Annotated in this window: 19 protein-coding genes, 4 tRNA genes and 1 pseudogene; 17 read left to right on the top strand and 7 right to left on the bottom strand. The window is 65.1% G+C overall.

Annotated features, from left to right (window positions below; genetic code table 11):
- Positions 1-29: 29 nt before the first annotated feature.
- From B3T59_RS06055 to B3T59_RS06075, 5 genes are all read right to left on the bottom strand, one after another.
- On the bottom strand, positions 30-647 hold the full coding sequence (locus B3T59_RS06055) for an HIT family protein (protein WP_287001741.1): 618 nt from the start codon (positions 645-647) through the stop codon (positions 30-32).
- On the bottom strand, positions 640-2697 hold the full coding sequence (thrS, locus tag B3T59_RS06060; RefSeq protein ID WP_287001742.1) for a threonine--tRNA ligase: 2058 nt from the start codon (positions 2695-2697) through the stop codon (positions 640-642). Before thrS ends, B3T59_RS06055 begins: the two co-directional genes overlap by 8 nt.
- A gap of 113 nt (positions 2698-2810) precedes the next feature.
- Complete coding sequence (locus B3T59_RS06065) at positions 2811-3224, bottom strand: TIGR02611 family protein (protein WP_287001743.1); 414 nt, start codon at positions 3222-3224, stop codon at positions 2811-2813.
- A complete protein-coding gene (locus tag B3T59_RS06070) occupies positions 3163-4683 on the bottom strand; it encodes a glycosyltransferase 87 family protein (protein ID WP_287001744.1) in 1521 nt (506 codons plus the stop codon). The genes B3T59_RS06065 and B3T59_RS06070 overlap by 62 nt, the downstream gene beginning before the upstream one ends.
- 30 nt (positions 4684-4713) lie before the next feature.
- Entirely contained in the window at positions 4714-6150 is a 1437-nt protein-coding gene (locus B3T59_RS06075) for a carboxylesterase/lipase family protein (RefSeq protein WP_251721213.1), read from the bottom strand.
- Between the two features lie 237 nt (positions 6151-6387).
- On the opposite strand from B3T59_RS06075, the gene B3T59_RS06080 reads away from it, so the two are divergent.
- The 6 genes and pseudogenes from B3T59_RS06080 to B3T59_RS06105 all read left to right on the top strand — a co-directional run bounded on the left by B3T59_RS06080 (position 6388) and on the right by B3T59_RS06105 (position 9810).
- Positions 6388-6990: a recombinase family protein gene (locus B3T59_RS06080; protein WP_251721211.1), complete on the top strand. Its 603-nt coding sequence runs from the start codon at positions 6388-6390 to the stop codon at positions 6988-6990.
- Positions 6987-7253 (top strand): hypothetical protein, encoded by a 267-nt coding sequence (locus B3T59_RS06085; RefSeq protein ID WP_251721209.1) that lies wholly within the window; start codon positions 6987-6989, stop codon positions 7251-7253. The genes B3T59_RS06080 and B3T59_RS06085 overlap by 4 nt, the downstream gene beginning before the upstream one ends.
- Positions 7254-7327: 74 nt before the next feature.
- Complete coding sequence (locus B3T59_RS06090) at positions 7328-7891, top strand: NADPH-dependent FMN reductase (RefSeq protein WP_251721207.1); 564 nt, start codon at positions 7328-7330, stop codon at positions 7889-7891.
- Positions 7892-8008: 117 nt separating this feature from the next.
- Positions 8009-8602 (top strand): DinB family protein, encoded by a 594-nt coding sequence (locus B3T59_RS06095; RefSeq protein ID WP_251721205.1) that lies wholly within the window; start codon positions 8009-8011, stop codon positions 8600-8602.
- A 279-nt stretch (positions 8603-8881) separates the two neighbouring features.
- A pseudogene (locus B3T59_RS06100) lies at positions 8882-9535 on the top strand (2OG-Fe(II) oxygenase); the annotation flags it as partial.
- Positions 9536-9540: 5 nt separating this feature from the next.
- Positions 9541-9810: an Ada metal-binding domain-containing protein gene (locus B3T59_RS06105; protein WP_251721203.1), complete on the top strand. Its 270-nt coding sequence runs from the start codon at positions 9541-9543 to the stop codon at positions 9808-9810.
- Positions 9811-9897: 87 nt separating this feature from the next.
- Here the strand turns inward: B3T59_RS06105 and B3T59_RS06110 are convergent.
- A tRNA-Val gene (locus B3T59_RS06110) sits at positions 9898-9969 on the bottom strand.
- Positions 9970-10203: 234 nt separating this feature from the next.
- Between B3T59_RS06110 and B3T59_RS06115 the strand changes: the two genes are divergently transcribed.
- The 3 genes from B3T59_RS06115 to B3T59_RS06125 all read left to right on the top strand — a co-directional run bounded on the left by B3T59_RS06115 (position 10204) and on the right by B3T59_RS06125 (position 10466).
- Positions 10204-10276: transfer RNA gene (locus B3T59_RS06115), tRNA-Gly, on the top strand.
- A 22-nt stretch (positions 10277-10298) separates the two neighbouring features.
- Positions 10299-10372, top strand: a tRNA-Cys gene (locus tag B3T59_RS06120).
- Between the two features lie 19 nt (positions 10373-10391).
- Positions 10392-10466, top strand: a tRNA-Val gene (locus tag B3T59_RS06125).
- 141 nt (positions 10467-10607) lie between these two features.
- Here the strand turns inward: B3T59_RS06125 and B3T59_RS06130 are convergent.
- Positions 10608-11954, bottom strand: a complete 1347-nt coding sequence (locus B3T59_RS06130; RefSeq protein WP_287001745.1) for a tyrosine-type recombinase/integrase — start codon at positions 11952-11954, stop codon at positions 10608-10610.
- 291 nt (positions 11955-12245) lie between these two features.
- Here B3T59_RS06130 and B3T59_RS06135 point away from each other — a divergent pair, with 291 nt between their 5' ends.
- From B3T59_RS06135 to B3T59_RS06170, 8 genes are all read left to right on the top strand, one after another.
- Positions 12246-12491: a helix-turn-helix transcriptional regulator gene (locus B3T59_RS06135; RefSeq protein WP_287001746.1), complete on the top strand. Its 246-nt coding sequence runs from the start codon at positions 12246-12248 to the stop codon at positions 12489-12491.
- A 71-nt stretch (positions 12492-12562) separates the two neighbouring features.
- A complete protein-coding gene (locus tag B3T59_RS06140; RefSeq protein WP_287001747.1) occupies positions 12563-13645 on the top strand; it encodes a bifunctional DNA primase/polymerase in 1083 nt (360 codons plus the stop codon).
- Positions 13642-14859 carry an AAA family ATPase gene (locus B3T59_RS06145; protein WP_287001748.1) on the top strand — a complete coding sequence of 406 codons (1218 nt, stop codon included), beginning with the start codon at positions 13642-13644 and terminating at the stop codon, positions 14857-14859. Before B3T59_RS06140 ends, B3T59_RS06145 begins: the two co-directional genes overlap by 4 nt.
- A gap of 202 nt (positions 14860-15061) precedes the next feature.
- Positions 15062-15307 (top strand): hypothetical protein, encoded by a 246-nt coding sequence (locus B3T59_RS06150; RefSeq protein WP_287001749.1) that lies wholly within the window; start codon positions 15062-15064, stop codon positions 15305-15307.
- Positions 15304-16377 carry a hypothetical protein gene (locus tag B3T59_RS06155; RefSeq protein WP_287001750.1) on the top strand — a complete coding sequence of 358 codons (1074 nt, stop codon included), beginning with the start codon at positions 15304-15306 and terminating at the stop codon, positions 16375-16377. Before B3T59_RS06150 ends, B3T59_RS06155 begins: the two co-directional genes overlap by 4 nt.
- Complete coding sequence (locus B3T59_RS06160; RefSeq protein WP_287001751.1) at positions 16374-16568, top strand: hypothetical protein; 195 nt, start codon at positions 16374-16376, stop codon at positions 16566-16568. Before B3T59_RS06155 ends, B3T59_RS06160 begins: the two co-directional genes overlap by 4 nt.
- Before the next feature lie 431 nt (positions 16569-16999).
- On the top strand, positions 17000-17170 hold the full coding sequence (locus B3T59_RS06165) for a hypothetical protein (protein ID WP_287001752.1): 171 nt from the start codon (positions 17000-17002) through the stop codon (positions 17168-17170).
- Complete coding sequence (locus B3T59_RS06170; protein WP_287001753.1) at positions 17170-17601, top strand: hypothetical protein; 432 nt, start codon at positions 17170-17172, stop codon at positions 17599-17601. Before B3T59_RS06165 ends, B3T59_RS06170 begins: the two co-directional genes overlap by 1 nt.
- Positions 17602-17603: the final 2 nt, after the last annotated feature.

Consider the following 17603-nt stretch of genomic DNA (forward strand, 5'->3'; position numbering starts at 1 on the left):
TGCGCTGCTCATGCGGTGCGGTCGCGCGCTCATGGGGCGTCGAGCTGCTTCCACGCGTCCGACAGCAGCGCACGGGTATCGCGCAGCAACTGTGGCATGACTTTTGTCTCGCCGACAACCGTGATGAAGTTCGCGTCGCCCACCCACCGCGGAACGATGTGCTGGTGGATGTGCTCCGACAACGAGCCGCCTGCCGCGTAACCGAGATTCAGACCCACGTTGAACGCGTTCGGATTCGACACCGCCTTGATCGTGCGGATCATGCGCTGCGTGAACCCCATCAACTCGTCGGCCTCGCCGGCGGTGAGCGCCTCGAGGTCTGCGACCTGCCGATACGGCACGATCATCGTGTGGCCGGGGTTGTACGGGTACAGGTTGAGCACCGCGTAGACGTGCTCTCCACGCGCCACGATCAACCCGTCTTCGTCGGTCATCGTCGGGATATCGAGGAAGGGGTGCCCGGTGAGGTCCGAACCGTCGGCTGCCTTCTTCACGACCGGCGGGTCGGCCGTGATGTAGGTCATCCGGTGCGGACTCCACAGCCGCTGTAGCCGATCGGGATCGCCGGTACCGCAATCGCGGATCTCACCGGCGTGAGCACCACCGGTCGGGGCCCCACCGCTCGACTCGTCGTCGGCGTCAGGCATCTCCTGCACCTTCGATCAGCTCCTTGGTCGGAGACTCGTTGCGACGGGCGGAAATCCACTCGTCGATGATTCTGACCGCGTCGGCGACGGGAACGCCGTTGACCTGAGTGCCGTCTCGGAATCGGAAGCTCACCGCACCCGCCTCGACGTCACGCTCGCCTGCGAGAAGCATGAACGGCACCTTGCCGGTGGTATGCGTGCGGATCTTCTTCTGCATGCGGTCGTCGGAGTAGTCGACCTCGGCGCGAATTGCCTTGGCCCTCAACTGATCCACGACGCCCTGAAGGTGGTCGACGAACGCCTCGGCAACAGGGATGCCGACGACCTGCACCGGCGACAGCCATGCCGGGAAGGCGCCCGCGTAGTGCTCGGTGAGCACGCCGAAGAACCGCTCGATCGAACCGAACAGAGCGCGGTGGATCATGACGGGGCGATGCTTGGCGCCGTCGGAGCCGGTGTACTCGAGGTTGAAGCGTTCCGGCAGGTTGAAGTCGAGCTGAATGGTCGACATCTGCCAGGTGCGGCCCAGCGCGTCCTTGACCTGGACGGAGATCTTGGGTCCGTAGAACGCGGCGCCACCGGGATCGGGTACTAGGTCGAGTCCGGACTCGCCCGCAACCTCGGCGAGCGTGTTGGTCGCGATCTCCCAGGTCTCGTCGTCGCCGACGGACTTCTTGGGATCCCGCGTCGACAACTCCAGATAGAAATCATCGAGACCGTAATCGCGGAGCAGATCGAGGACGAAGGTCAGCAGCGAGCGCAGTTCGTCACGCATCTGCTCGCGGGTGCAGTAGATGTGTGCGTCGTCCTGAGTGAACCCCCGTGCGCGGGTCAGCCCGTGGATCACGCCCGACTTCTCGTAGCGGTAGACGGTGCCGAACTCGAAGAGGCGCAACGGAAGTTCTCGATACGAGCGTCCACGCGCGTCGAAGATCAGGTTGTGCATCGGACAGTTCATCGGCTTCAGGTAGTAGTCCTGAGCCGGCTTGCGCACCGAGCCGTCGTCGTTGAACTCGGCGTCGAGCTGCATAGGCGGGTACATGCCGTCGGCGTACCAATCGAGGTGTCCCGACACCTCGAACAGGTTGCTCTTGGTGATGTGCGGCGTGTTGACGAACTGATATCCGGCAGCGATGTGACGCTTGCGCGAGTAGTCCTCCATCTCGGTGCGGATGATGCCGCCCTTCGGATGGAACACCGGTAGGCCCGAACCGATCTCGTCGGGGAAGCTGAACAGGTCGAGCTCTGCACCCAGTCGTCGATGGTCGCGCTTCTCGGCCTCCGCGAGCATCTCGAGGTAGGTGTCCTGAGCTTCCGACGACTCCCATGCGGTGCCGTAGATGCGCTGAAGGTCGGCGTTGTCCTGATCGCCGCGCCAGTAGGCAGCCGAACTTCTGGTGAGCTTGAACGCGGAGATGTACTTGGTGGTCGGGACGTGCGGACCACGGCACAGATCGCACCAGATCACCTCGCCGGTGCGGGGATTCAGGTTGTCGTACGCGGTGAGTTCAGCCCCGCCGACCTCCATGACCTCGCTGTCGTCGGCCGCGCCCTTGTCGTCGATCAACTCGAGCTTGTACGGCTCCTTGGCGAGCTGCACCCGGGCCTCGTCCTTCGACGCGTAGACCCGTCGCGAAAACTTCTGACCCGACTTGATGATCTGCTTCATCTTCTTCTCGAGCGCGGTGAGATCTTCGGGGGTGAAGGGCTCTGCGACGTCGAAGTCGTAGTAGAAGCCGTCCTTGATCGGCGGCCCGATCCCGAGCTTTGCCTCGGGAAAGAGATCCTGCACGGCCTGTGCGAGCACATGCGCCGTCGAATGCCTGATCACGCTCCGGCCCGCCTCGGTGTTGGCGGCAACCGGTTCGACGTCGGTGTCGAGATCGGGAGCCCAGGAGAGATCGCGCAGTTGGCCTGCGGCATCACGAACGACGACGACGGCCTCGGGTCCCTTGTTGGGCAGTTCGTGCTCGCGCAGCGCCGTGCCCGCGGTGGTCCCGGCCGGCACACGGATCGTGGCTGGGCTGGTCACCATTGCGTTGTCGGGCACTTCGCTGCTCCTTGATGCGAGGCGGGCGTCGTGCCCGCCTGTGAGTATCGGTGTTCGTGCACGTCGATCGTATCTGCGGGCGCCCCGTCGGCCACCACCGCGGCCGGGATGTCCTACAGGATCGGGCTCGTGAGCCACGAAGCGTCGAGGTTCACCCAGTTCGCGGCAGTTCCCAGCACACCCAAGACCCACAGGGAGGCGAGTACGACGACGCAGGTGACGATGCCGAAAGCCCCCTGCACAGACCAGTGACGTTTCTTCATCCAATCGAGCCAGGCGTCGTATTTGCTTCGCGCGAAGCGCAGTAGCCGTTGAGCCCACGAGAATTCCGACGCGAGGATGCCGAGTCCCAAGAACACGATCAACCAGCCGGGGCCGGGATACGGAATGGCGACGATACCGCCCGCGAGCACCAGCGCACCGACGACGCCGACAATGATCCGATAGGTGAGGTTCAGACGCGCGTCACGCCGGATGACGTATCTGCGTTGACGACTCCAGATGCGTATTCGTTGCCACGTCGGCACGCAGTACTCCACTCTCCGCGTTTGCTGTCTCCGATGCCGTGGGGCTGACGGCACCGGACGACTCGATGTGTCCAGGGTACGTATCCGGCTGCGTCACCTTCCCACGCGCCTCGGCGCGACGCTGCCGAAACTCGGCTGCCAGCGTGACGATGATCGTGAGCAACAGGATCAGTGGATAACACCCGGAGTAGAGGATGACCGTGATGCGATCGACCACTCCCGGATCGGGATATCGCGGCATCATGAACAGCCCGACCGCGATGATGTGATCGGCTCCGTAGTGGCTTCCGCTGCCCCAGTAGTTCCACCAGTACGAAAACGACAGCGCGCCGACCGTCAGCGGGGCCAACCACCGCCACCAGTACCTACGTCCGCGGATGCTGCCCCGGTACGCGAAGTCGAAGGCGACGACCAGCAGCGGTACCACCCACACCCAGTGATGACCCCACGAGAACGGTGACACCGTCGCCGCGGTCATTCCCGCGGTGGTCACCGACAGCAGGCGGCGTCCGCGCCGGTAGGACACGACCGCTGCCCAGAGCCCGAGAATCGCCGCGACGAGCGCCACGGGCATCCACATCCAGTCGGGCGGCGAGAACAGCGGCCCGACCGGTGCGGGCTCGGAGAACCGTCGAACATCGAAATACGCGAGCATCTGCGCGATGAACCCATTCACCGACTGGTTCGCCGGTGAATCCACGCGTCCGATACGTGACTCGCCGGTCACGTATGTCGTCCAGTACTGATGGGCGTCGGCCCTGATGACCAGGTATCCGATCACGACGGTGATGGCGAACCCCACGACTGCCATCGCCGCGGCCCGCCAGCGACGCAGCACGAGCAGGTACACGACGAAGAACGCGGGGGTCAGCTTCAGCCCCGCCGCGATGCCGACGCCGAGACCACGCAGCCTCGATCGCGGATGGAGCAGATCGAGAAAGACGAGGTCGAGCAGGATGATGAACATCAAGAAGACGTTGATCTGGCCGAGCCAGATCGTCGTCCGTACTGGTTCGAGCACCGTGACACAGATGGCTCCGCACACACCGAAGATCGCGAGTTTGCTGTCTGCCTTGTAGCCGAGCGTGCGCATGCCGAGGTATACCGTCGCCACGAGCGCGAGGAAGATCGCCACCCACCACACGATCTTCGCCACCAGCGCACTCATCAGCGCGAAGAGGGTGAACACCACAGCAGAAAATGGCGGATAGGTGAAGCTCAGACGACCCCACACCGGAAATTCGTAGAGTGGTCGGCCATCGAGCACGACACGTCCACCCGCTCGGTAGACGTACAGATCGGTGGCGTTGTCGAACAGCCCGTTGAACTGCGCGCCGATCGGGATCACGAAGATATGCCAGATCAGCGCGACGACGGCGAGTACTCCGACCGCGAGCACCGGCTTCCAACCGAGTACCAGCGGCGACGGTCGCTGATCGACGGTGGTGCTCGCAGACATGAACACACCGTAGCCAAGACTTATCGCAGGTCAGAAACCGAATCGCCGAAGGCGTCGATTGTCTGATTCCGTACCGGTCGACGACCAGCCCGGATCGCCCGTCGTCGCGAAGTCGACCCACGCTCGATGCATCTCGTCGGCGACCCGCTGGTCCGGCTCGGGGCCGACGAGGGAATGCGCCTGGTCGAGGTGATCGAAGACGAACGGGATTTCGACGGCGTGACCTGCCCTGATGTCGGCGATCGGACTCCGGTACCCGAACTCGTAGAGGTGCGTCGAGCCCGATGGACGCGACGCGGCGAGCGTAGTCGTCGGGCCGGAGAATGCGCGTACGGTGAGTGCCTGCGCGAGCACGTCTCCTGGGCTGGCACCGGCGTCGAGTCCGGCGCGGAGGTGGTCGATGCCATTCGGCTGCCGACCGAGTACCGCTGCGGCAGCCTGCTCTGTGATCGCATCGGCTCCGCCCGACGCCGCGAGGAAGAATCGGAACTCGTCGGCGTTCCAGCCTGCCAGCAGCGGAACATCGGCCCCGGCGCCCGACGCGATCGCCTCCTGCGGCACGGAGGTGAGGACGTCACCGACGACGACGGGGAACTGGCTCATGATGCCCATCCCCTTGGCAACCGTCGACTCACCCCACAGGGCGGGGTCGGGGTTCACCATGCATTCGAGTGCCAGTTGCGACTGGGCCGCGAGCAACGCGACGGGATCGACCTCGGCAAACGACTGTGCGTCGGCGTCGACACCGAGGATCTCCGACAGCCGCCCGGTGACCAGACGGGCATCGTCGATCTCAGCGGCCGCTGTACCGTTGCCGCTCTGCATGATCGCTCGCCGGAACAGACCGCGCGCAAGCGGCGACGCCAGTAGCGACGCGACGCTCATGGCTCCGGCCGATTCGCCGAAGATCGTCACGTTGCCGGGGTCGCCCCCGAAGCTCGCAATATTCGCGTGCACCCACTCGAGGGCCGCGATCTGATCGCGCAATCCCCTGTTCTCGACGCCGCCGCTCACCGACGCGAAACCCGCTGTGCCGAGCCGATAATTGAGGCCGACGCAGACCACACCGTCGCGGGCGAACGTATCCCCGGCGTAGATGGCCAACCGGTTGGAACCACGGGTGAACGCACCGCCGTGAATCCACACCATCACAGGTAATCCGCCCGCACTCTGATCCGGGGTCCACACGTTGACAGTGAGGTAGTCGTCGCCGAGTTCGATCACGTTGTCGAGCAGTGCGGCGATCGGCGCCGGGTACGGGACCTGCGGTGCCGTCGGCCCGAACTCGACGGCCGTGCGCACACCGTCCCAGGAGTCGACCGGCCGGGGTGAGTCGAACGCCGCAGGCCCGACAGGAGGAGCAGCGTAGGGAAGGCCGAGAAAGGCCGACACGCCATCGGATCTGCGACCCGAAATACGCCCGGCGGTTGTCGTGACGACGGGGGTCTCGACATGTGTTCGCGTCATGCTCGCGGACAGTACGCCGTGACGACGCCCAGCCGGATGCGATCGCGAAGATATCTCGGATCATCGTCTCATAACTTGTGCCACCGTCTCATAACTCCGCCAGTTCGGGAGTTCGACGATCCGACATATCGTCTCAGTCTTGTTTCTTTGGAGCAAAAGTCGTCGATCGGCAACTGTGTCTCGAAACGCCGTCGCCAAATCTCATTTTGTCGGTAGTTCTGCGATACGTTGTTGGACATGGCACAGCCCCCTCCGTCCGCGCAGCACATGCTGCTCGGATACGCGCGTGCGAGTGCGGTGGCGCCGGCACTCGACGAGCAGGTCGATACCCTTGTCTCCCACGGCGTCGCCCAGCGTCGGATCTACACGGACGACACCCTCGCGGGAGCCGTTGCGGCACAACGGCCCGGCTTCGATGCTCTCCTCGACTACGCCCGCCCGGGCGACCTTCTCATCGTCGTCAGCATGGACCGGTTGGGGCGCTCCGCCGACGAAGTCCTGGCGACCGTCCGCAGGCTCACCGAACTCGACGTGGGGATACAGGCCCTGCGCGAGGGCCTGAGCACGCACGACGACGGCGGCTCCACACTCGTCGGTGTCCTCGCTTCGCTCGCCGTCGCCAACGACGAGATGAGTGCCGTCGGGCGTCGAGCGCGCAGCCCAGGCGACCGTCATCGAGCCGGACACCTTGGACGTCCACGAGCGCTGACCGACGAGCAGGTCGAGCTCGCGCGACGCCTTCGCGAGAACGGCGATTCCGTCCCGACGATTGCCGCCGTGCTCGGCGTCAGTCGCGCCACCCTGTACCGCACCCTCGCAGAAAAGAGAGCCACCAGATGACCAGCGGCCGAATTGTCGCGTTCCCGGTGTCGACGCCCCCGACGACGCGTCAGCCGTCGCTCGTCGACGACACGCTCGACGCAGATGCGTTCCAACGCGGATTCGACGACGCGACAACGTATCTCGCGACCATGCCGGATACCTGGGCGCGTCACCACGCGTCGTCGGCGCTCGCTTCGGGCGACATTCCCGAGATCACCCAAAGCTACGAACGCGGGTACCGCGCCGCTCTGTACGGCTTCGTGAGACAGGCTCGCCGCTGACTGCCACGTGTGCGCGCTGACTACCATCGTTGGCGCAGACCCCGCTCGAGAATCCGAACAGAGAAGAGACTTCTATGACCAGGCTGATGATCATTCTCGGAAGTGTCCGCGAAGGCCGGATCGGCGGCCCCATCGCCGAATGGGTCAAGGCAGCAGCCGATGCCGACGGCCGTTACGACGTCGACTTCGTCGACCTCGCAGAGCTCAATCTTCCGTTCATGGACGAGCCTAACCATCCGCGACTCAAGAATTACGTGAAAGACCACACCAAGGCGTGGAGCGCACGCGTCGAGGCAGCGGACGGGTTCATCTTTGTCCTTCCTGAGTACAACTACAGCTACTCCCCCGCCATCAAGAACGCACTCGACTACCTGCACAGCGAGTGGGAGCGCAAACCCGTCGGCTTCGTCAACTGGGGCGGCAACTCGGCGGGAACACGCGCACAGGTCGCACTGCGGGTCGTCGTGTCAGCACTCGGACTCGTCATGACCAAGGGCAACGTCGAGATCAACTTCCCGCAGAAGCAACTGACCGACGACGGCATCTTCGAGCCGAACGAGCAGCAAAGCGCCGTGGTCAAGGCTCAGCTCGACGAGATCGTAAAGCTGTCTGAAGCATTGACACCGCTTCGCGGATGACGGGCATTGACACCACTTCGGAATTGAGAGTCATTACTTCATTGCGGACCGAAACCGACCGCAATCGCTGAGAGGCTCTGATCAGAAGTTCACACCACCTCTGATCGGAGCCTTTCGATGTATTCACCGCAGCGCGACAATGAAGTAACCGGTATCGCCAACTATGTTGATCAGCAGCTCGACGCGATCCGCGCCGCGGCGTTCGGCCTCACGGAGGCACAGCTGCGCGAAACCCCCTGTCGGAGCGAACTTTCCATCGGCGGCTTGATCAAGCACACCCTCGACGGCATGCGTGGCGCAGTCGAGCGGCTCTCCGGAGAGGACGTCACGCCGACGGTCGACGCGGACGGCGTCGCCGACTATCTGGCCGGTTTCGTTGTGGGCGAGGACGAGTCGGTCGACGATCTGCTCAGCGACTTCGACAGCACACGCGTGCAACTGCGTGGACTGATTCTGGCGAGCGACCCGGGAGCCGACGCGATTGCGCCGCCGGCACCCTGGTACGGCCAATTGGAGCCGCAACCAATCCGGTTGCGCTACTTCCTCATTCACCTCATCGAGGAGTACGCGCGTCACGCCGGGCACGCCGACATCATCCGAGAGCAGATCGACGGCATGGCTGTACCCGCTCTGGTGATGACGCTCGAGGGCGTACCGGCGAATCAGTTCTTCACGCCCTACGAACCTACCGTGGGCACCATCGGAGCGTGAAAGGCACTGTCGCCCAGGCTGGCTGCTCGTCGGCACCGAGAGCCGTGCTGGTGCAAACCTCATCTCACGTTTCGGTCCGGTGTCGCGACTGCCTGGTGAGGGCGCAGGAGGCGCTCGGTAGTCGACATTGGAGGAAACGTGACCACAGCCGCGGACAACCGAGGCAACCGCGGGGCTGACGCCGGAGCACATCGCAACGTCGGCGCCACGGGTGCGGCTGCGGGGGATGCATACTCGCAGCGTGTCGAGTCGGCCGACTGGCGAAGCGTCACCGCCGAGGTGAACGAGTACGGGGTGCGCTTCTCCCGCGGCTACTGAACGCATCTGAAGTCGACGACCTCCGAGCTCTGTACGAACGACGCCGACCACGTCGTCCGCGCAACGGTCGACATGGGCCGTCATCGCCTCGGGGAGGGCCAGTACAAGTACCTGCACACCCCCTACCCGGAGCCGGTCGAGCGGCTGAAACAGGCGCTGTATCCGTGACTGCTGCCAATTGCTCGAGATTGGTGGACCAAGCTCGGGCGTGACCCGATCTGGCCGGACACCCTCGACGAGTGGCTGGCGATGTGCCACGCGGCGGGCCAGAAGAAATCGACGGCGATCCTGTTGCAGTACGGCGAGCGCGATTGGAACGCATTGCATCGCGACCTCTACGGCGACTTCGTGTTTCCGCTGCAGGTGGTCATCAATCTCAGCAATCCCGGAGTGGACCACACCGGCGGGGAGTTCCTGCTGCTCGAACAACGCCCACGCGCACAGTCACGGGGGACCGCGTTCCTACTGCCGCAGGGTCATGGCTACGTGTTCACCACTCGAGACCGTCCCGTCGAGTCCAAGCGCGGGTGGGCGGCAGCATCGGTACGGCACGGAGTCTCGGCCGTACGATCCGGCGAACGCGTCACCCTCGCCTTGGTCTTCCACGACGCCGCGTACCTGTGGACGACAAGACCTACGTGCTCCTCGGAGCAGATCGCAAGCCATATCGGAGCGCCACACCGGGAAGCCTTGGCGGACACAGACGTAGCCGCATCTACGGCGAGTTGGATTGCACCTGTGCGCTGCGGACGATAGCCCGGGGCGGATACGTGAACAACCGTGTGTTCTTTGCCGACGAAGCGACCGCGATCGCCGCAGGTTTCCGGCCGTGCGCGATATGCCTCCCCGAGAAATACCAAGCTTGGAGGCAGGCGCAGAAGGCGCAGTGATCAAGGCGGAGGTGCCGGCGATAACGAAACACCCAGTCGGGCACACAGCTCGGCGTCGAGACGACCCACCTAGTGGCCACTTTCTTGTGGTCCCGGCTGGGATCGAACCAGCGACCTTCCCGGTGTGAACGGGACGCTCTTCCACTGAGCCACGGGACCGCGCGCGACGCGTAGAGGCGTCGGTGCACGAGGGGAAAGACTACACGGATCGACGCTGGGAACCCAAATCGCGGTCTCCGGGTGCGTCTCGGCGCGATCGCGACTCCCACCCGCTGCACACATCCTACTTTGCGAGGCTCTGACCAGGCGATTTGGTAGAAGCGTGTCGGTCGGATAATGTTCTGCATCGCATCGCGAGCAACAAATGGTCCACAAGATCTGCTCGCGAAGCATGCGGATGTAGCGCAGCTGGTAGCGCATCACCTTGCCAAGGTGAGGGTCGCGGGTTCGAATCCCGTCATCCGCTCGGCGCGAGTCGACTCGCATCTGGTGGTGTGGCCGAGTGGTGAGGCAACGGCCTGCAAAGCCGTGTACACGGGTTCGATTCCCGTCGCCACCTCCAAACCACCAATTTCATACCCGCGCGATTAGCTCAGCGGGAGAGCGCTTCCCTGACACGGAAGAGGTCACTGGTTCAATCCCAGTATCGCGCACCACTGTTAGGCCAGTTCAGACGCGGTTTCCGAGACAATCGGGAGCCGCGTTTCTGCTATTCGGGTCCGCTGTGCACGCACAATGCACGCACAAGGTTGGGATACCGGGACGAACTGGCAGCGTTGTGCACGCACCTGCACGCACTATTCCCCCACGACGCGCAGTGCCGGAGCCGACGGCGTGACCGACGTCGCGACGGCCGACAGGAGGCCAGCGGACGCCGACAGGTCCTCACGGAAGAGGCCGACATAGACCCGCTGCGTGATCGCCACCGACGCGTGGCCCATCCACCGCGACACAATCTCAATCCGCACACCGGCCGACGCGCACAGACTGGCGAACGTATGCCGGAGCGCGTGCACGGTGATCACGCGATCCTCACTCGACAGCCCGGCCAGATCAGCCGCCGGGATGATCACGCGCTTGTTCAAGTTGCTGCGCCGGATCGGTGCTCCGGTGGCGCCGACGAACACGGGGTCGGTCGCCGCCTTCCCCTGCACGTGCGCGCGCAGATCGGCCACGAGGTGCGGCGCCAGGTCGACGTCGCGCACCTTGTGGCCCTTGGGCAGACCGGGCACGAGGTGGCCCGCCTCCTCTGTATTGGCGCGGCGTACGTGAATGATCCCTTTGGTCAGATCGAGGTCGCGCACCTGTAGTCCGGACAACTCCCCTACCCGCAGGCCTGAGTACGCAGCAAAGCGGATGAGCAGACCGTCGGGTGACGCGGGGGCGGCCCGAATGATCGGCACGCCGTCGGCGTCGCGTTCGAGGTCAAGTTCTGCCTTACGGTCCCGGCCACCGCGGGAGCGGTTCGAGCGGAGCATGTAGAGATAGTCAGCGGCCCGTGCCAAGCGGTCGACCTCGACAGCCGACAGGAACACATCGGCTATGCCGTCGACCTTGGGCAGCTTCACCTTCGCGGCCGGGTTACCGCGCAAGCGACCATCGGCCACGGCGTAATCGAGAACCGACGACAGCACCACATAGCACCGGTGCACGGTGGCCGACGACAGCCCGGACCCGACGAGGTCAGCAACCCACCCGGTCACCTCACCGTGCGTGATCGACCCCAACTCACGAGACCCCCACACCGGCGTGATGTGGTTCTTCAGGATCGAGGCGTAGTTCTTCTGCGTCGTGGTGCTCTTGTCGATCACCAGAGTCTTCAGCCACGCATCGGCCACGGTCTGCACGGTGGTGCGACTCTTCCGACGGTCGACGTGCGACCCGTCGCGTAGTTCGGCCGTGAGCCGGTCCGCCTCTGCCTGCGCGTCGGCTTTGATCTCGAACGTGCCGCCGGAGCGCTCCCGGCCGTCGAGGTCCACGAACTTGACCGTCCACCGTGTGCGTTTGGGTACCTCGACGCCGTCGACCACATGCCAGCCGGAGGACCGTTTCACCCGACGCCGGTAGTCGGCGTAATGCTGGTCGACCACTTTGACGTTGCCAGGCCGCCGTCGCGTTGTACGGGTCTGCGCAGGTTCGTTCATGCGGTCCACAGTATCCGGTGACCTCTTCCCGATGCACGCACACGCACAGTGTGACGTAGTTCACAGCGACAAACATCGCGCTGACCTGCACTGATAGTTGTCACGGTTGACGATCACGGGTTTTCGCGTCGTCGCTGGTCACCGGATTATGTGTCTCGAACCGGCCCGGGTCCCTGTAGTTTTCGAGTTGACGAGCAACCGTGACAACTATTGTCCCCCAACATGTTTCGAGCGTTTCGTGTCGATTCCGTGTGCTCTCATGGTGTCACCGGAACAAACCAGGAGGACCACATGAACACAATCGACGTCACCGAAGCACGAGACGCGGCCGACGCCGCTCCCCTGCCCACGCTGCCCGCTGACCCGGCGGTGCTGCTCGACGAGCGCCAAGCCGCATACCTCGCCGGACTCAGCCCGTTCACGCTGCGCAATATGCGCCAGGCCGGACGCGGACCGCGCCACGTGCAGATCGGCCGTCGCATCCGCTACCGGCGGCTCGACGTCGAGGTGTGGATCGAATCGCACATCGCTGCCTGATCCACCGATCACCACACATCGCCGGGGAGGCGGTAGCGCGAAACGTATTCGCGCGCAACGAAAGTGGAGAAATGCCCAGTAACAAGAAACGGCGCCCGGCCGGGGAGCCGAGCGCCGTCGTCGCGATCACCACGCGCGAGCAGGAGATTGCCCGATTCGAGAGTACGTCGGTGGTCGGACATTTTGCACAGGTCACGCCGACCGACCCTGATCAGTTGGCGATCGAGGTCGACGTGGAGATGGCCGCCCACACCCTCGTCGACAGCGTCATCCTGCCGATGCGGGTGCTGCCCGTCGGCCAGGACAAGGCGCCGCTGATCGGGCACGGTTTCCACGCGGCGACTGATGACCATGCGGAGATTGCCCGTTGGTGGCGCCGGTGGCCGGATGCCAACGTGGCCGTTGCGGTGCCGCCGGGGGTGCTCGTGATCGACATTGACCTAGACAAACCCGTTGCCGCGCAGACGATTACCGACCTCGAATCGCAGTTCGGCCCGCTGCCCGCCACGCGGACCGTGCGCACCCCTAAGGGTGGCCTGCACTATTACTACGCGGTCGGTCCGTCGATCCGGTTCCGTGGCATCGCAGGCCCCGGTGTCGACCTGCGTGCCGGTGGCAAGCACTACGTCCTGGCGCCGCCGAGCCGGATCGGCACCGCGCGCTACGAATACCTCGACAGCGACGAGTGGACCCCGGCCGTGGACCTGCCGCTGTCGTGGGTCGCTGGCCTCGAACACCAGCGGCCGGTCCTGCACACGACTCGTAAGCGCGTGCTGCCCACTGCGCTGACCGGTATCGGTGATGTGCAGTTGGAAACGGTCACCCTGGCCGACCTTGGCGACTACCTCGACGCGCTGCCCGCTGGCGCGATGGATGCGGCCATGTCGCGCGCCGTCGAGCCGGTCGCGCTGACCAAGGCGATGCAGGAGGCCGCGCACGCCGCACTCGTGAGCAAGAGCTACCGCGTGATCGCTCTGGCCGCTGAGGGTCACCCCGGCGGACGTGATGCTGTGCAAGCCGTCATCGTTGCGTTCGTCGCGGAGATGGAACGTCGGATGCGTGCCGGGGAGAAGCTGGGACGCGACCCTGAGGACGTCGGCGAGGAGATTGTGCGCGCCGTCGCCACCGCGATTATCAAGGTGGCCGCGTCGTGAGCGCATTCAACGGCCTCAGCGGTGCGGCCGACATGCCCGCGCACGGTCCCGACGACGCGTCGCGTGCTGCCCTGCGCGCGGTCCGTGAGCAGGTCGACGCACTGGCACCCGATGACGACGAGGACTCGTCGACGGTCCGCTCGTGGGAGTGGGACGACGCCACAGCGTTGTCGGCGCCGCTGGAAGCGCGGAACTGGCTCGTACACGGTCTATGGCCCGCTGGCAGCTACGGCGCTCTGGCCGGGGAGAAGAAGACGCTGAAGTCCTACATGGCACTTCTGCTCGCGGTTGCGGTGGCGTCAGACCGGAAGTACCTCAGTGAGTTCGAGGTCGACCACGGCGCCGTGGTCTACATGGCCGCTGAGGGTGGCCGCGATCAGTTCAAGCTGCGCTTCCAGGAGGTGTGCCACGGATACGGCCTGATCGGCAAGGCGCGCAAGCAGATTCAGTTCCACGCCACGAACTACCGTGCGCAACTGGGGTCTGAGGAGTTCGTCGAGAACATCCGCGCGGCGCTGGTCCAGTGGTCGCCGAAGCTGCTCGTGCTCGACAGCCTCTACAACATCCACCCGAGCGGCGTGGAGACCGCGAACCTCTACGACCGTGGAGCCATGCTCGCGGAAGTGTCCGACCTCGTGCGCGAGGTGTCCGGCGGTACCTGCGCGCTGATCATCGTCGACCACTTCAAGAAGTCCACCGGCGCGCTCGATCTGCACAACGTGAGCATGTCCGGCGTCGCTGAGTGGGTGGACTCGTGGGTGCTCCAACGCCACCGTGTGCCGTTCGACAAGGCGAACAAACGCGCACGCCTGGAAGTGGAGTACGGCAACCGGTACGAGTCAGCGGAGTACGGGGTCGACATCACGTTGCCGCCTCATCCCGACAAGGCCAACGGCCGCGTCGGTGCGGTGCGGTGGACGGTCCAGAGCCTTACCGACGCGGACGCCGCCGACGGCCGGACCAAGCGCGAGGACGGCGCGGAACGGATGCGTCAGGACTACCTCAGTCGCATCCGGCACGCCAAAGACGCCGGGATGACCCGAACTGAGTTGCAGAGGGCCATACCTGGTGACAACTCGATCCGGTCGGACGTGCTGAAAGCCCTGGTAGATGAGGGTTTCGTGACGACCGCAAAGGCGAATCGAGGAGGCCGTCAGAAGGTCCAGGTGTACGTCGCGAGTTTTCCTGAAACCGGTTCAGGAGAACTCGCGTGAATATCGGGTCTGAGTTTTCCTGGCCCCCTCCTCGACGAGCAGGAGAACTCAGCCACGGCATCGCATCGCCGCAGGTCACACCCGATAACGAGTTTTCCTGGTTTCAGGAGAACTCAGCAGGAGCCCAGGAGGACCAGGGCAGGCAGTTTTCCTGCCTGGTCCCTTTCCCTAGGGGAGCAGGAATCAGGAGAACTCAGACCCCATGACCGCATCGACATCGGGCACCGGACCCCGAAGCAAGGCACGAGAGAGCGCGATCGACCGGCGTCGGCAGGAGTTCAACGAGTACGTGACGCGGATGCTGACCGACCCGCCGGTCGGGTCGACCTGGCACCCGTTGTTCAGGTGGCCGTCGGACACCGACGAGGCATACGCGGAACGGGTCGCCGACTACGAGCGCAACAACCGACTACCGGCCGACCGGCCGGGGAGAGATGAGGGGATATGACCGACATTCTGAGTACGCCGCCGAGTGACGCGGCATACGCACACGAGGCCACGAGGGTCCGGCCCAACGCTGAGATGAGCCAACCGGGTCGCAAGGAGGTCGCCGAGCACAACAAGCGCGTCATGGCCCAGGCTGGGGATCGGCTGATGGCCTCGACGACGTCGGTTGCGCCGGAGCCTGCGCCGCCGGTCGGTAGTCACCCGCCGGTGCCCGACCTGACGGCCCAGGGGGACATCGGGCAGGCAGTGATTGACCTCCTGAGGTTCGACCGGATCGAGGCAGCGCGCACGCGGACGATGTCACGCGTGATCGAGGAGGAACGCGCGCTGGTCGACGAGGCGCACGGCGACGCACTCGATGCGCAGATCGACGAGTACCTGTCGGCGGCGTGGTCCGCTGCCACGAAGAAGGAGCGTGTGCCCGCGCTGCTCGATCCGATCATCCGGTGGGATGCTCACGAGCGCGTCGTCGAGGACCGTCGACTGATCGGCAAGCGGCTGCGCACCGCGATTGACGACCGCGCGGTGTCCGACGCGCAGGAGGCCGTGACCGGCGCCCTCGACGACATCCACGCGCTCGTGATCGAGGAGGGACAAGGGGCGCTCACGGACGCGGTGCAGGCACACGAACGATTGACCCTGGCCAATCTCGACGTGGACGCCGACGCCGGTGCCCTCGTGGATCGCGGCGACGACGGCGCGCTGTCGGCATTGCGGCTATGGCGCGCGGCCGTCGTGCGCTGGGAGCGGGTGCAGGCCGTCAGGCAGTGGTGCGCCGCTGCCCTCAACAGGGGTCTGATGGTCGATAGGCAGGGGTCCGTGTGCGTGGTGCCGCCTCCTCGTATGCGATCGGGTGAGTGGCTGAGTGAGGTAGATCGGCAGCGTGCCAACGCACCTCAGGCTGAGGTACGCACCCAGGGGTCTGCACAGTGGCAGGGGTCTGCACCCTCGTGGCTCGCAGGCCGTACCGCACACGAGGTGCTGCGCTGGTATGTCCGGCTTGATGCTGGCGACCGGCCGGTGCCTCGTGGTGTGGCCGACCTCGACGATGTGACCGGGGTGTCGGCATGACGAACGAGGACACCTACGATCGGTCATTCGGCCGCTACCTCGATCGAGACATGCGGGACCGGCCGCACACGGCGCAGGAGGCAACCGACGAGCGCGCAACGCGTGGACAGGGCACGGTGGCCGACTCTGACCAGCGTCCTCCTCGTGCGCCTCGTGGCGATGATCGAGGTTTCGGCCGGTATCTGACCTGACCTCGCACGAACGGCCGTCAGCGGCCAACTCAGCCCCGATTACTACGCGCTGGCGTGGTGTCGGGGCTGAGTGCTGTCCGTGGTCGGTGGCAGGATGAGATAGGGGGTGTCACCCCTCCCCGCCTGCGCACGCAAGACCCCGCCGCGTCCTGTCCTCCCGAACGAGGCCAAAGGTTAAAGGCACCCGAAACCGGCCATGACCAGGGCATTTAGACCCTCTGAGGGCCACGCTGACGGCCGTTCGCAGCGTCGTCGAGGTCGAAACCTGCACCCGCGCAACGGATTACGTGGCGCGCTGGCGCACTAATGGTACGGCTGGGAGTAGACCCCGCACGGTTGACGCCAACCGAAACAATTGCGACACAACGGTATTCGCGATCACCGGCGGTATCCTGTCCTCACCGGGGAGCCATACGACAGGAGAACTCGCGATGACCGCACAGGACCACGCCGAGGCGGCCGAAACGATGCTGGCCGACGCTCAGGCGATTCTGACCGCCGACAAGGCATCGGGTCACCAGATCGCACGCGCCGACGTCCTGCTGAGGCTCAGCGCCGGACATGCGGCCGTTGCGCAGGCCGTCGCCGCAGCGGGTGCGTGATGACGCCGAAGCGGGATACGTCGACCACTGGCGCCGATCTGCGCGCGTTCTACGCCTCGTGGGCCAAGGATGAGGGGGTCGACCTCGATCCGTCTGATGTCAGCCTGATCGAGCGGCTATCCGCTGCCACCGACGCGGCGCGCGAGTTGGAAGCGGTCATCGTCCGCAGCGGCGCGGTGGTGCTCACCGAAGCGGGCAACGCCAAACCTCACCCGGCGCTGCCTGCACTGCGCGGACAGACCGAACTGTGCGCCAAGCTGACGACGATGATCGACCGGCGTATCACCGACGCCGCAGCGGGGGACGACGCGGTGAACCGTGGCGGCGTCCGGCCGTTCGAGACACGCGGCATGTACTCGAAAGCGGCCACCGGCGACACCCCGGCCGCTGTCCGGCGACCGGCACGCACCCCGCGCACCAAGCGGCGCTGACG

The sequence above is a fragment of the Gordonia sp. UBA7860 genome (assembly GCF_002500165.1).
GTDB lineage: Bacteria > Actinomycetota > Actinomycetes > Mycobacteriales > Mycobacteriaceae > Gordonia > Gordonia sputi.

What these genes read in the sequence shown, in the direction of transcription:
- B3T59_RS06170 (WP_287001753.1), top strand. Translation starts at nt 17,170, where the DNA reads ATGACGCCGAAGCGGGATACGTCGACCACTGGCGCCGATCTGCGCGCG.
- B3T59_RS06080 (WP_251721211.1), top strand. Translation starts at nt 6,388, where the DNA reads ATGGCACAGCCCCCTCCGTCCGCGCAGCACATGCTGCTCGGATACGCG.
- B3T59_RS06135 (WP_287001746.1), top strand. Translation starts at nt 12,246, where the DNA reads ATGAACACAATCGACGTCACCGAAGCACGAGACGCGGCCGACGCCGCT.
- B3T59_RS06155 (WP_287001750.1), top strand. Translation starts at nt 15,304, where the DNA reads ATGACCGACATTCTGAGTACGCCGCCGAGTGACGCGGCATACGCACAC.
- B3T59_RS06160 (WP_287001751.1), top strand. Translation starts at nt 16,374, where the DNA reads ATGACGAACGAGGACACCTACGATCGGTCATTCGGCCGCTACCTCGAT.
- B3T59_RS06150 (WP_287001749.1), top strand. Translation starts at nt 15,062, where the DNA reads ATGACCGCATCGACATCGGGCACCGGACCCCGAAGCAAGGCACGAGAG.
- B3T59_RS06085 (WP_251721209.1), top strand. Translation starts at nt 6,987, where the DNA reads ATGACCAGCGGCCGAATTGTCGCGTTCCCGGTGTCGACGCCCCCGACG.
- B3T59_RS06130 (WP_287001745.1), bottom strand. Translation starts at nt 11,954, where the DNA reads ATGAACGAACCTGCGCAGACCCGTACAACGCGACGGCGGCCTGGCAAC.
- B3T59_RS06070 (WP_287001744.1), bottom strand. Translation starts at nt 4,683, where the DNA reads ATGTCTGCGAGCACCACCGTCGATCAGCGACCGTCGCCGCTGGTACTC.
- B3T59_RS06140 (WP_287001747.1), top strand. Translation starts at nt 12,563, where the DNA reads ATGCCCAGTAACAAGAAACGGCGCCCGGCCGGGGAGCCGAGCGCCGTC.
- B3T59_RS06095 (WP_251721205.1), top strand. Translation starts at nt 8,009, where the DNA reads ATGTATTCACCGCAGCGCGACAATGAAGTAACCGGTATCGCCAACTAT.
- B3T59_RS06165 (WP_287001752.1), top strand. Translation starts at nt 17,000, where the DNA reads ATGACCGCACAGGACCACGCCGAGGCGGCCGAAACGATGCTGGCCGAC.
- B3T59_RS06075 (WP_251721213.1), bottom strand. Translation starts at nt 6,150, where the DNA reads ATGACGCGAACACATGTCGAGACCCCCGTCGTCACGACAACCGCCGGG.
- B3T59_RS06090 (WP_251721207.1), top strand. Translation starts at nt 7,328, where the DNA reads ATGACCAGGCTGATGATCATTCTCGGAAGTGTCCGCGAAGGCCGGATC.
- B3T59_RS06055 (WP_287001741.1), bottom strand. Translation starts at nt 647, where the DNA reads ATGCCTGACGCCGACGACGAGTCGAGCGGTGGGGCCCCGACCGGTGGT.